Origin of the sequence: Achromobacter pulmonis, from assembly GCF_002885955.2 — a bacterium.
Taxonomy (GTDB): Bacteria; Pseudomonadota; Gammaproteobacteria; order Burkholderiales; family Burkholderiaceae_B; genus Achromobacter; species Achromobacter pulmonis_A.
Genome location: NZ_POQS01000002.1, coordinates 193656 through 206599 on the forward strand (window position 1 = coordinate 193656; position 12944 = coordinate 206599).

10 protein-coding genes are annotated in these 12944 nt (G+C 69.9%); 3 read left to right on the forward strand and 7 right to left on the reverse strand.

Annotated elements, in window-relative coordinates; translation table 11 throughout:
* Positions 1 to 2 precede the first annotated feature (2 nt).
* On the reverse strand, positions 3 to 2363 hold the full coding sequence (locus C1I89_RS06885) for a DNA internalization-related competence protein ComEC/Rec2 (protein WP_258231392.1): 2361 nt from the start codon (positions 2361 to 2363) through the stop codon (positions 3 to 5).
* Between the two features lie 147 nt (positions 2364 to 2510).
* The gene (locus C1I89_RS06890; RefSeq protein ID WP_102772055.1) at positions 2511 to 3413 is read right to left on the reverse strand and encodes a LysR family transcriptional regulator; all 903 of its coding nucleotides are present in this window, start codon (positions 3411 to 3413) and stop codon (positions 2511 to 2513) included.
* A 110-nt stretch (positions 3414 to 3523) separates the two neighbouring features.
* Between C1I89_RS06890 and C1I89_RS06895 the strand changes: the two genes are divergently transcribed.
* The 3 genes from C1I89_RS06895 to thiM all read left to right on the forward strand — a co-directional run bounded on the left by C1I89_RS06895 (position 3524) and on the right by thiM (position 6964).
* A complete protein-coding gene (locus C1I89_RS06895; RefSeq protein WP_210405773.1) occupies positions 3524 to 4723 on the forward strand; it encodes an amidohydrolase in 1200 nt (399 codons plus the stop codon).
* Between the two features lie 24 nt (positions 4724 to 4747).
* Positions 4748 to 6052: an MFS transporter gene (locus C1I89_RS06900; protein WP_102772057.1), complete on the forward strand. Its 1305-nt coding sequence runs from the start codon at positions 4748 to 4750 to the stop codon at positions 6050 to 6052.
* A gap of 87 nt (positions 6053 to 6139) precedes the next feature.
* Positions 6140 to 6964 carry a hydroxyethylthiazole kinase gene (gene thiM, locus C1I89_RS06905; protein WP_102772058.1) on the forward strand — a complete coding sequence of 275 codons (825 nt, stop codon included), beginning with the start codon at positions 6140 to 6142 and terminating at the stop codon, positions 6962 to 6964.
* Between the two features lie 41 nt (positions 6965 to 7005).
* On the opposite strand, the gene C1I89_RS06910 is transcribed toward thiM, so the two are convergent.
* The 5 genes from C1I89_RS06910 to C1I89_RS06930 form a co-directional block, all read right to left on the reverse strand.
* On the reverse strand, positions 7006 to 9108 hold the full coding sequence (locus tag C1I89_RS06910; RefSeq protein WP_102772059.1) for a TonB-dependent receptor: 2103 nt from the start codon (positions 9106 to 9108) through the stop codon (positions 7006 to 7008).
* A gap of 120 nt (positions 9109 to 9228) precedes the next feature.
* Positions 9229 to 10002: an iron ABC transporter ATP-binding protein gene (locus C1I89_RS06915; protein ID WP_102772060.1), complete on the reverse strand. Its 774-nt coding sequence runs from the start codon at positions 10000 to 10002 to the stop codon at positions 9229 to 9231.
* On the reverse strand, positions 9999 to 10949 hold the full coding sequence (locus C1I89_RS06920) for an iron chelate uptake ABC transporter family permease subunit (protein ID WP_440130628.1): 951 nt from the start codon (positions 10947 to 10949) through the stop codon (positions 9999 to 10001). The genes C1I89_RS06915 and C1I89_RS06920 overlap by 4 nt, the downstream gene beginning before the upstream one ends.
* A gap of 22 nt (positions 10950 to 10971) precedes the next feature.
* Entirely contained in the window at positions 10972 to 11943 is a 972-nt protein-coding gene (locus C1I89_RS06925; RefSeq protein WP_102772061.1) for an ABC transporter permease, read from the reverse strand.
* Between the two features lie 48 nt (positions 11944 to 11991).
* Entirely contained in the window at positions 11992 to 12942 is a 951-nt protein-coding gene (locus C1I89_RS06930; protein ID WP_102772062.1) for a siderophore ABC transporter substrate-binding protein, read from the reverse strand.
* Positions 12943 to 12944 lie beyond the last annotated feature (2 nt).

The window sequence follows — 12944 nt, forward strand, 5'->3', positions numbered from 1 at the left end:
ACCTAGCGCCCATGCCAGTAGCGCCGCCCGCGCTGGCGCTGCGTCCACACCTCCAGCCCGTCCGGCGTTGAACTCGCTATCACCGCCCCGTCGCGGTCGCTGCGCCAGAACGCCGCGCCAGCGCGCATCCAGCGCCGCTCCACCGCGCGCGCCGGATGTCCGAAGCGGTTCAGGTGGCCGGCCTGCGCGATCGCGTGGCCCGCGCCGCTGGCCTGCACCAGTTCGCGCCCCGAGGACGAGGCCGAGCCATGATGCGGGGCCAGCACCACGTCCGCGCGCCCGAGACCGTTGGCGGCCAGCGCGCGTTCCTGCGCCGTGCCCACGTCGCCGGTCAGCAACAGCGTATGGCTGGCCCCTTCGATGCGCAGCACGCAGCTTTCGGCATTGGGGTTTTGCGCCGCGCCGGCGCCCGCGCGCGGCGGATGCAGGAACGTAAAACGCACGCCGTCGGCCTCCCAGCCCAGCCCGCTGCGGCAGCGCTGCGCCTGGCGCGGCGGAGCCGGCGCGCCGGCCCGCGGCCACAGCCGGGCGTCGCGCCGCAGGAACGCCTCCAGGTCGAAGGACGCGTAGCTGCGCGCCGCCGGCACGGCCGCCAGCACCGCGCGCAAGCCGCCCACGTGGTCCATGTGGGCGTGCGACAGCACCAGCACGTCCAGCCGGCGGATCGCGCGCGCCTGCAGGAACGGCGCGACCACGCGCTCGCCGGCGTCGCTGCCGCCGTAATGGCGCGGCCCGGCGTCGAACAGCAGCGTCTGGCTGGCCGTCTCCACCACGACGGCGCCGCCCTGTCCCACATCCAGCGCGCTCATGCGCCAGTGGCCGGGCTCGGGCCTGTCGGGACGCCAGCACAGCAGCGGCAGCATGCACAGCCATCCCAGCCGCCGCCCCGGCCAGCCGGGCGCCTGCAGCGCCCAGGCCATGCCCGCCACCGCCAGCGCCAGCCACGGCCACGGGGCCGCCCCCACCGCCACGCTGGACCACTCGGCCGCGGCCACCCAGCCGACCGGCGCCATGGTCACGTCGAACGCCGCCAGCCCCGCGCGTCCGGCCAGCGCGGCCAGGGCCTGGGCGCCCGGCAGCGCCGACAGCGCCGCGCACAGCAAGGCTAGCGGCGTCACCACGAAGGTCACCACCGGAATCGCCACCGCGTTGGCCAGCGGCGATCCCACGGACACCTGATGCACCAGATAGGCCAGCAGCGGCGTGAGCCCCACGGTGATCGTCAACTGCAGGCGCGCCGCCTGCGCCAGCCGCGCCGTCCATCGCGCCCGCCAGCCCGCCTGCGCATCGCGCGGCGCCTGGGCGACCCGCAGCAGCACGGCCACCGCCCCGAACGACAGCCAGAAGCCCGGCGCCATTGGCGCCCACGGGTCCAGCGCGGCCACCACCGCGGCCGCGCCGGCCAGCACCCGGTCGGCCGACAGCGGCAGCCGCGACACCGAAGCCGCCAGGGCCACGGACAGCATGAAAAAAGTGCGCCGCGCCGGCACGCCCCAGCCCGCCAGCAGGCAATACAGCAGCGCGACCGCCGCGGCGGCCGCGCCGCCGGCCACGCGCGCCGGCGCGTACTCCGCCAGCCCCACGCCGCGCCATCGTCCCCGCCGCCACAGCGCCGCCGCCAGCAGGCCCGCCAGCCCCGCGATCGAGGTGACGTGCATACCGCTGATGGACACCAGATGGGTAATGCCGCTGCGGCTGAACACCTGCCAGTCCTCGCGCGCCACGCCGGCCTGGTCGCCGATCGCCAGCGCGATCAGCACCGGCGCATAGCGGTGCGCTCCCAACGCGGCACGCAGCCCCTGCCGCACGTGATGGCGCGCCCGCTCCAGCGCCACGCCGGCCGTCGCCCAGGGCCGGTCCGCCAGCAGCCGCGGCCGCCCGCGCACCTTGCCCAGCGCCCGCACGCCGCGCGCGAACAAGCGACCCTCGGCATCCGGCCCCGCCGGATTCAGCGCCCCATGCGGACGCCGCAGCACCAGCGCCATGCGCCACACCTGCCCCGGCGCCAGCGCCGGCAGCCCACCCGCCGGCGCCGGCCAGCTCACCAGGATGCGCGACGGAATCCCCGCCGCCGCCGGCTCGGCCAGCTCCGCCAGGAAGCGCAGTTCCTTGTCATCGCCGTCGGGCAACCCGGCCACTCGCAGCACCACGCGCGATACCGCGTTTTGGTGCACCTGCGCCAGTTCATCGTCGAGCCGCCGTTGCGCCTGCACGCCGGCATTGAGCAGCCCCACGCACAGCCCCAGGGCCGCGGCCGCGCAGTTGCGTGGGCCCGCAAGGCGCAAGCGCAGCCCGGCAAGCAGCACCAGCGCGGCGCCGGCGGCCAGCAGCCAGGCCGCGCCGGCCCCGGGCAGGCGCGGCAGAACCTGCACCAGCCCCGAGCCGGCGACCAATGCGATGCAGAAAATGCGGCCCGTGATATGCGCCTCCCGAAACGGGACAGCGTAGGCGGCCGCGATGGCCCTGCGGCGTCGCGCGTGGCGGTTTTGGCCGCCCCGGCCCGCCGCAACTCAGCCCTTCACCGGGTTGCCGGCATACGCGCCGACCACGTCGATGAACCGCCTGAGCAGCGCCGACTTGTTGTCCGCGCGCCAGACCAGTTCCCAGTGCTGCACCACGTCCAGGTCCGGCAGTTCCATGAAGGCGACCGAGTCCGGCGCGGCGCGCGTGGCGGAGTCGGGCAGCACGGTGCAGCCCATGCCGGCGGCGACCAGGGTGAGCATGGAGGCCACGTCCACGCCCTGCACCGCGGCCCGCGGCACGAAACCGGCCTTGAAGAAGCAGTGGATCAGCTTGTCGTGCCAGACCGGCGCGGCGTTGCGCGGCAGCCAGATGAAGTCCACCGCGTTGAGGTCGCGCAGCGAGGCGGGCGGGCCGCCTTCCCATCGCCAGTCGGCGGGATAGGCCAGCAACATTTTCTCGGAATAGATGGGGATGCCCTCGAACGCCGGGTCGTCCGGCGGGCGGAACAGGGTGAAGCCGGCGTCCAGCCTGCCGGTGGGCAGCCACTCGAGCTGGGTGTCGGACAGCAGGTGGCTCAGCGTCAACGAGACGCCCGGCGCCTCGTGGCGGAAGATGCGCAGCACTTCGGTCAACAGCGGACGCAGGGTCAGCATGACCGGCAAGGCGATGGACAGGTGGCCGATTTCGCCGCGTCCCACGCGCTGGGCGCGTTCGACGGTGGCCGCGGCGTCGCCCAGCAGCCGGTTGGCGTCGACCAATAGCTGCTTGCCGACTTCGGTCAGGCGCACGCCGCGGGCGCTGCGCTCGAACACGGTCGCGCCCAGTTCTTCCTCCAGCGCCTGGATCTGCCGGGTCAGCGCGGGCTGGGCGATGTAGACGGCCTGGGCCGCCAGGCTGATGCTGCCGTGCTGTGCAACCGCAACGAAGTAGCGCAACTGCCGCAGATCCATGGTTATACCTTTACGGCATGGGGAACATAGGTAACAAGCATTTTACGGCATGGCCTGCGCTTCCTACCATCCAGCGGTGTCCATGCTTTCCATCAAGAGTATCCATGCCCATGCCACAGAAAATCCCGCAGTTGCTGCCCTCGGAGATCGATGCCTACCGGAAAATCCGGCGCGACCTCCATGCCCATCCCGAACTGGGTTTCGAAGAACACCGGACGGCCGAAGTGGTCTGTGCGGAGCTGCGCCGGCTGTCCATCGAACACCGCACGGGAGTCGGCGGCACCGGCGTGGTCGGCATGATCCAGGGACGCGGAACGGCCAGCGGGCGCGCGATCGGACTGCGCGCCGACATGGACGCGCTGCCCATGGATGAATGCACGCGGCTGGACTACGCCTCGCGTCACGCAGGCAGAATGCACGCCTGCGGCCATGACGGGCACGTCGCCATGCTGTTGGCCGCCGCCGCTTATCTGCAGCGCACGCGGGCCTTCGACGGCGTGGTCTATCTGATTTTTCAACCTGCGGAGGAGGGATTGAATGGGGGATTGGAGATGGTCAGGGATGGCCTGTTCGAGCGGTTTCCGATGCAGGAGGTCTATGCCCTGCACAACTGGCCCGCGCTTGCGCTGGGATCGGTGTCGGTTCCGGTCGGGCCGGCCATGGCCGCGTCCGACCGCATCACCATCCGGATCAAGGGCAAGGGCGGCCACGGCGGCCTGGCGCCGCAGCGCGCGCTGGACCCCATCCTGATGGCGGGCCACGTCATCGTGGCGGCGCACTCCATCGTCAGCCGCAACCTGGACCCGCTGGAGGCCGGCGTGCTCAGCCTGTGCGGCATCGCCGGCGGCAGCCTGGCGGGCTTCAACGTGATCCCGGACGAGGTGGTGCTGACCGGCACCGCGCGCTCGCTTCAGCCCGAAGTGCGCAGCATCATCGAGACGCGGTTGCGGGCCACGGTCGAGCACGTGGTGCAGGGCCTGGGCGGCACGGCGACGCTGGAATACGAGCCCAACGTGCCGGCGACCGTCAACACCGAAGCCCAGGCCCTGCTGGCGCGGCGGGCGGCGGCCGACGTCGTGGGCGAGGACAACGTGGTGCGCCGTCCGCTGCCCAGCCTGGGCGGGGAGGATTTTTCCTTCATGCTGCAGCAACGCCCGGGCGCCTACATCCATCTGGGCACGGGAGACCCGGACCATCGCCACGGACTGCACAACTCGAATTTCGATTTCAACGACGCCGCGCTCCCCATCGGGGCCGCGGTCCTATCCCGTATCGCTGAACTGGGACTGCCGCTGCATAACAACGCATAGGCGGCGGCCGGGAGGAGACAGACTATGAAACAGACGAAAAAAGCGGCCCCTCGATGGCTGCAACTGACCGCCGCCATTCTGGGCAATGCGCTGGAATGGTATGACTTCGGCGTGTTCGCCGCGCTGGCCTTCATCATCGCCAAGGTGTTCTTCCCCGCCGCGGGCGAACACACCGCGCTGCTGCTGACCCTGGCGACTTTCGGCGTGGGCTTCGTGACCCGGCCCATCGGCGGGATCGCCATCGGCATTTATGCCGACCGGCGCGGGCGCAAGGCCGCGCTGCAACTGATCATCGCGCTGATGACGGTGTCGCTGCTCATCATGGTGTTCACGCCCTCTTACGCCACCATCGGCATCGCCGCGCCCATTCTGATCGTGATCGCGCGCCTGATGCAGGGCATCGCCACCGGCGGGGAGTTCGCCTCGTCCACGGCCTACCTGGTGGAGGCGGCGCCGCCGGGCAAGAAAGGCGTGTACGGCGCCTGGCAGATGTTCGGCCAGAACCTCGCCAACCTGGCCGGCGCGGCCACCGGCTTCCTGCTGACCTCGCTGTTCACCGAAGAGCAGCTGATCGAAGGCATGTGGCGCGTGCCGTTCGTGATCGGCCTACTGATCGCGCCGCTGGGCTGGTGGATACGGCGCTACCTGGACGAGCCCGAGGAATCCGAACTCGCCATGCGCAAGGGCGAGAAAGTCAGCCTGGCCGCGATGTTCAACCGCTACCCGCGCTCGATCGCCGCCACGCTGTGCCTGACCACCTGCGCCACCGCGTCGGTCTACACCTTCATCATCTACCTGCCGACCTTCGTCACGCGCCAGTTCAACTTCGCCCTGCACGACGCCTTCACGGCGCAGTCCATCGGGCTGCTGGCCCTGATCGTCGCGATTCCGCTGGCCGGGGCGCTGTCCGACCGCTACGGGCGCAGGCCCGTGATGCTGGCGTTCCTGCTGCCCTACGCCCTGTTGATGTACCCGCTGTTTTCATGGGTGCAGTCGGCGCCCACGCTGGCCAACCTGACCGTCGCCTTCACCGCGCTCAGCATTCTGCTCGGCGGATTCCTGGGGCCGTTCGCGACCGCGCTGGGCGAGCAGTTCCCGACCAATGTGCGCTCGGCGGGGCTGGCGGTCTGCTACAACATCGCGGTGATGGTGTTCGGCGGCTTCGGACAGTTCATCGTCACCTGGCTGATCCAGACCACCGGCGTGACGCTCGCGCCCGTCTTCTACAGCCTGGCCGGCGGCGTGGTCGGGGTGATCGGCTGCATGCTGAGCCAGCCTTCCCGCCACGCTGCGCCGGGCCAGCCGGTGCTGCGCGACAGGCTGGCCTGATAACATACGGCGCATCAACCCGGGGAGTCTGCGTCGACGGGCCGCGCCAGGCCCGCCACGCGCGGCGCCCCGTCCAACCCGATCCAGATGCCAGACCGCTCCCCCACCCTCGCCGCCCAGGCCCGGCTGTCGCACGACCTGCTCCAGGCCGTGCGCCGCGATGCGCCGCTGGTGCAGTGCCTGACCAATTTCGTTTCCATGAACTATGCCGCCAACGCGCTGCTGGCCATCGGCGCTTCGCCCGCCATGGTGCACGCCGCCGAAGAGGCGCCGGAATTCGCCCGCCTGAGCGGCGCGGTGGTGATCAATATCGGCACGCTGTCGGCGCCCTGGCTGGACAGCATGCTGCTGACCGCCGGGTCGGCCGGCCGCGCCGGCACGCCCTGGGTGCTGGACCCGGTGGCGCATCACGCCACCGCCTTCCGCCGCGACGCGGTGGCGCGGCTGCTGGACCTGCGCCCCGCCGTCATCCGCGGCAACGCCTCGGAAATCATCGCGCTGGCCGGCGGCCAGAGCGCCGGCAAGGGCGTGGATGCGCGCGACGCCGTCGCGCAAGCGGAGGAATCGGCGCGCGCCCTCGCTGCCGCCCGCCAGACGGTGGTGGCCGTCACCGGCGAAACCGATTACGTCACGGACGGCAGCCGCGCGCTGCGCATTACCGGCGGCTCGCCCTGGATGCCGCGCGTCACGGCCACGGGCTGCGCGCTGACGGCGGTGGTCGGCGCGTTCGCGGCGGTGTCGCGGGACGATCCGTACGCCGCCGCGGTGGCGGCCCTGTCATGCTTCGGCATCGCCGGCGCCAGCGCGCACGACCAGGCGCAAGGTCCCGGATCGTACGCATGGCGCTTCCTGGACGCGCTGGCGGCCCTGGATGCCGCCAGCCTGGTCCGGGCTTCGCCGCTGCGCGCCTAGGGCCTGTTCACACTAAAAGGAGCCATGCACAGGCCCTAGCTTCACATCCGGTACTGCAGGCTCAGCATCGCGTTGCGCGGCGCGCCCGGCATGTTCAGGTTCGGGCTGGTCCCGTGCGCCGACACGATATAGCCGGCGTCGAACAGGTTGTACACGTTCAGCTGCACCGCATACGGCCCCTTGCGCCACCATGCGGCGACGTCGGCGGTCACATAGCCGGGCAGCCTGACGGTGTTACCCGGGTTCGCGTAGCGCGCGCCCACCAGGTTCAGGCCCGCGCCGGCGCCGAAGCCGTCTCCCAGGTCCTTGGTGACCCAGATGTTGCCGGCATGGCGCGGCGTCAGCGTGGCGCGCTTGCCTTCCACGTTCCTGCCGGCGTCCTTGGCGATCGATTCGGTGACGCGGGCATCCAGGTAGGCATAGCCCATCATCGCGCGCCAACCGTCGCCCAGGTCGCCCGACAGCGTCCATTCGGCGCCGTCGGTGCGTTGCGTTCCGACCGGCACCAGTGAGTTGGTGACCGGATCGTTGACCTTGATGTCGGTGCGCTCCAGGCGGAAGATGGACACCGTGGTCGACAGCTTGCCGTCCAGGAAGTCGTACTTGGCGCCGATTTCGTAGTTGGTGGTTTTCTCGGGCGCCAGGTCGGCGTTGCTCGCGGCCAGCGAGAACGCTTCGCCGGAAGGCTGGTACGACTGGCTCCACGAAACGTAATACGACTGCATGGCGTCGGGCTGGTACACCAGGCCCAGGCGCGGACTCCAGTTGGAATCGGTGCGCGACAGCCTGGCGCCGCTGCGGCGGTCCTCGGTCTTCTGCTCGAAGCGGTCATGGCGCACGCCGCCCAGCATCTTCCAATGCTCGCCCAGCGACACCATGTCCTGGACGTACAGGCCCAGGGTATTGAAACGGCCCAGGTTGTCGGCGCTGGGCCGTCCCCCCACCTGCATGGGCAGCGTGGGCAGCACCGGATCGAACAGGTCGACCGTGGCCACGTTGTTGGCCGAATAGTTCACCAGGTCCTTGTTCTGCTGCCCGACCTCCACGCCGTACAGGATCTCGTGCGAGACCGAACCCCATTGCGCGCGCTGCGTCAGCTCGGTCTGGTTGGTCCAGCCGTGCTCCTCGCGCCGCACGTTGGAGCGGTTCAGCGTCACGGTTTGCGCGGCCTCGTTCACCACGCCCGGCAGCGTGTTGTTGCGGTCCAGCGTGTAGTGGTAGTAGCGGGTGGCGTTGCGCAGCGACCAGGTGCCGTTGAAGCGGTGGTTCAGCGTGCCGGCGTAGGACTGCACGCGCGCCTGCGTGTAGTCCACGTCGCGCGCGTTCTCGGCGCCGTAGTAGGTGGACGGGTCCACGTCCACCGGCCGGCCGCGATAGGCGGGAATGCCGAAGTCCGTGACGCGGCGGTCTTCCAGGAATTCGGTCTGGATCAGGAAGGTCGTGTCCTCGCCCAGGCGCAGCATGGCCGACGGCGCGATGGCCTTGCGGTCCAGGAACTGCTTGTCGCGGTAGCTGTCGCCCTTCTCGACCGCGCCGGTCAGCCGCCACGCCATGCTGCCGCTCTCGGTCGCGCGGCCCAGGTCCAGCTCCAGGCGGCGGTCGTTCCATGAACCGTAGCTCAGGCCCAGCTGGGTGATGTCCTCGCCGGGCTTCTTGGTGATGCGGTTGATCAGGCCGCCGGAGGACCCCCGGCCGTACAGCACCGCGGCCGGGCCCTTGATGACGTCGACGCGCTCGACGTTGGAAAGATCGCGGTAGTACAGCGCGTCGTCCCGGAAGCCGTCGACGTACTGGTCGGCGATGGCGGTGAAGCCGCGGATCGACACCTGGTCGCGCTGCCCGTCGCCCGACGAAAAGCTGACCCCCGGCACGTTCTTCAGCGCGTCCTGCAAGGAATTGGCGTGCTGGTCGCGCATGACCTGCGCGGGCACCACGTTGACGGTCTGCGGGATGTCGCGCAGGGGCGCATCGATCTTGGTGGCGCTGGACGAGTCCGGCGGGTTATAGCTCTGCGACGTATCGTCTATGCCGTAGACGCTGACGGCGGGCAAGGTGGCGGCAGAGGTTTCGCTCTGGGTCTGGGCCAGGCCGGACAGCGGCGCAATGGCGAGCAATGCTGCGGAGATCGAGCGAGTGGGATGCATGACCGTGCTGCGTTATCGGGTTGGGGATAAAACGGTCCGGCATTATTCTGCAAATGCGAATCTGTCGCAATATTTTTATCATTTGCTCATGGATCTGTGGTTCCGCATACAAGTTGCGGCCTATTCCCCCTGCGGCTGGCGGTAGTAGACGCAGATGCGCCTGCCGCCGATTTCATGCACCTCGATGGGTAATTCATACAGTTCGCTGAGCACTTCGGCCCGCACCAGCTCGGACGGCGCGCCCTGGCAGGCGATGCGGCCCGCCCGCATGGCGACGATGCGGTCGGCGTAGGTGGAGGCGAAGTTGATGTCGTGCAGCACCAGCACCACGGTCTTGCCCAGTTCGTCGGCCGCCCGGCGCAAGGTGCCCATCATGGCGACGGCATGCTTCATATCCAGGCTGTTGAGCGGCTCGTCCAGCAGGACGTAGCGCGTGTCCTGGCACAGCACCATGGCGACGAAGGCGCGCTGGCGCTGGCCGCCGGACATTTCGTCCAGGTAGCGCCCGGCCAGCGGCTCCAGGTTCAGGTAGGCGATGGCCCGGTCGATGTGTTCCTTGTCGGCCAGCGTCAGGCGCCCGCCGCTGTGCGGATAGCGGCCGAACGCCACCAGGTCCCTCACCGTCAGCCGCAGCGGCAGATGGTTGTCCTGGCGCAGGATGGACAGGCGGCGGGCCAGTTCACGGCTGTCGGCGCGGGTCACGTCCAGGCCATCGACCCGTACCGAGCCCGCGGACATCGGCAGCAGCCGGCTGACCATGGAAAGCAGCGTCGACTTGCCGGCCCCGTTGGGGCCGATGATGGCGGTCACGCCGCCGGCCGGCAGCGACAGGGACACGCCGTCGACCACCACGCTGTCGCCGTATTGCTTGCTGACTTGCTGGATCTCTATCATCGGCGCCCCCTGCGCAGGATCAGGACGAGGAACATCACGCCGCCCACGAATTCAATGACCACGCTGACCGTGGTGTTCAACTTCAGCACGCGCTCGAGCAGCGTCTGGCCACCGACCAGGAAAATCACGCTCAGCAGCGTCGCCGCCGGTATGGTGTAGCGGTGCCGGTCCGAGCCCATGGCCTGGTAGGCCAGGTTGCTGACCAGCAGCCCGAAGAAGGTCACCGGGCCGACCAGCGCGGTGGACACCGACACCAGCACGGCGATGGCCGCCAGCGTCTGCAGCAGCGTGCGGCGGTAGTCCACGCCCAGGTTGACGGCGATCTCGCGGCCCAGCGCCAGCACGTCGTAGCGGCGCCGCATGCGCCAGACCAGCAGCGAGGCGGCGCACACGGCGGCCAGCGCGATCGGCAGCAGGCCCACGCGCACGCTGTTGAAGCTGGCGAACATGCGGTCCTGCAGCACCAGGAATTCGTTGGGGTCGATCAGCCGCACCACGAAACTGGACAGGCTGCGAAACAGCAGCCCGAAGATGATGCCCACCAGCATCATCAGGTGCAGGCTGCGCACGCCGTCTGCGAACAGCCAGCGAAACAGCAGGCAGGCGAACGCCGTCATCGCGCCCACCTCCAGCAGGAAGGCGGCCACGGGATGCTCGACGCTGGCTGCCGCCTGCCCGAAGCCGAACACCACCACCGCCTGGATCAGCAGGTACAGGGCGTCGAAGCCCATGATGGCCGGCGTCAGGATGCGGTTGTGCGTGATGGTCTGGAACAGCACTGACGACAGCGCCACGGCATAGGCCACCAGCAGCATGGCCGCCAGTTTGGCGCCGCGAAACGGAATCACGAACGACCACTGCCCGTTGGCGCCCAGGGTCATGAACGCAGCCACGCAGGCCAGCGCGGCGATGCCGAGCAGGCCCAGCCGCCAGGTTTGCGCGCGCATCGCCGGCGCCCGGATGACGGTCTCAGCCAAGGCGGTTCCTCCGCACGCGCAGCAGGCCGAGGAACAGGATGCTGCCCAGCACCCCGACCACCGTGCCGATGGGAATCTCGTACGGGTGGATCACCAGCCGGCCGATGATGTCGCAGGCCAGCACGAAGATGCCGCCCAGCGCGGCCACCCACGGAATGGAGCGGCGCATGTTGTCGCCCAGCAGCAGGCTGACGGCGTTGGGCACGATCAGGCCCAGAAAGGGAATGGCGCCGGCCGTCACCACCACCACGGCGGAAATCGCCGACACGATGAGCAGGCCCGCCAGCGTCAGGCGCGCGTGGTTCAGGCCCAGGTTCGAGGCGAACTCGCGGCCCATGCCGGCCACCGTGTAGCGGTCGGCCGCCGCGTAGGCGGCGCAGGCCAGCGCGAAGCCTATCCACAGCAGCTCGTAGCGCCCGCGCAGCACGCCGGAGAAATCGCCGGTGGTCCAGGCATGCAGCGATTGCAGCAGATCGTAGCGGTAGGCGACGAAGGTGGTCGCCGCCTGGATCACGCCGCCCAGGATCAGCCCGATCAGCGGCACGATGAACGGCGTGCGCAGCGGCACGCGGCGCAGCAGCGCCAGGAACAGCAGGGTTCCGGCCAGGGCGAAGCCCGTGGCCGTGAGCATCTTGCCGATCACCGGCGTGTCCGGCGCCAGCAGCGTGATGACCAGTATCCCCAGCGTGGCGGATTCGACGGTGCCGGCGGTCGAAGGTTCGACATAGCGGTTGCGCACCAGCATCTGCATGATCAGGCCGGCCACCGCCAGCGACATGCCGGCCAGCAGCAGCGCCAGCGTGCGCGGCACCCGGCTGACCAGCAACAGGCGCCAGGCGCGCTGGGCGTCGTCATCGCTCCATAACGCGCCCCAGGACCACTGGCCCGCGCCCAGGCTGATGCTGGCCGCGCACAGCAGCAACAGCAACGCCATCACCGCCGCCAGACCGCCCCAACCGCGCATCGACCGCCGCCACCCCACCTGCCCGACTCCTGCTCCCGACATGCGGCGCTACTTGGCCGCCGCCAGCGCGCCCGCGATTTCGTCGACGCTCTGCTGCATGGCCGTCAGGCCGGCGCTACCCATCAGATACCAGTTGTAGCCGTTCAGGTACACCACGCGCTTGTGCTTCCAGGCCTTGGTCTGGCGCACCAGCTCGTTGTCCAGCATGCGCTGGGCCGACACGCCTTCGCGGCCGATGGCGGCGTCGCGGTCGATCACGAACAGCCAGTCGGGATCGGTCTGCGCGATGAACTCGAAGGAAATGGCCTGGCCGTGGTTGGACACGCTCAGGCCGGTGGTGGCCGGCTTGATGCCGAAGGCGTCGTGGATCACGCCGAAGCGCGAGCCGGGGCCGTAGGCGCTCATCTTGCCGCCCGTGGTCAGCACGATCAGCGCCGTGCCCGCGCCGCCGGCCCGCTCGCGCAGGGCCGAGATCGACGCGTTCAAGGCGTCGAGCTTGCCGCGCGCGACGTCCTCCTTGCCGTAGATGGCCGCCAGCGTGTGCGTGTTGCGCGTGACGCTGCCGACCAGGTCCTTGGCGTCGACGGTCAGGTCGACGGTGGGCGCCAGCCTGGCCAGTTCGTCGTACTTGGGCGCGGAGCGGCCCGCCACGAAGATCACCTGCGGCGCGGCCGCGTGGATCACCTCGTAGTTGGGCTCGAACATCGTGCCTACCTTGAGGTAGCGTTTGTCGGCGTACTGCGCGAGCTGCGGCGGCAGCTTGGCCACGCTGGGCAGGCCCGCGACTTCCACGCCCAGCGCGTTCAGGGTGTCCAGCACCGCCAGGTCCATCACTACCGTCTTGGACGGATTGGCCGGCACCGCGGTCTCGCCGCGCGCGTGCTTGACCGGCACCGTGGCCTGCGCCGCGCACACGGCGGCCGTGGCGCCCAGCGCCAGCGCGGTTGCGGCGCGGGCCAGCCAGTGGCGGGCGCGGCCCGTTCGTATCTGCTTTTTCATGC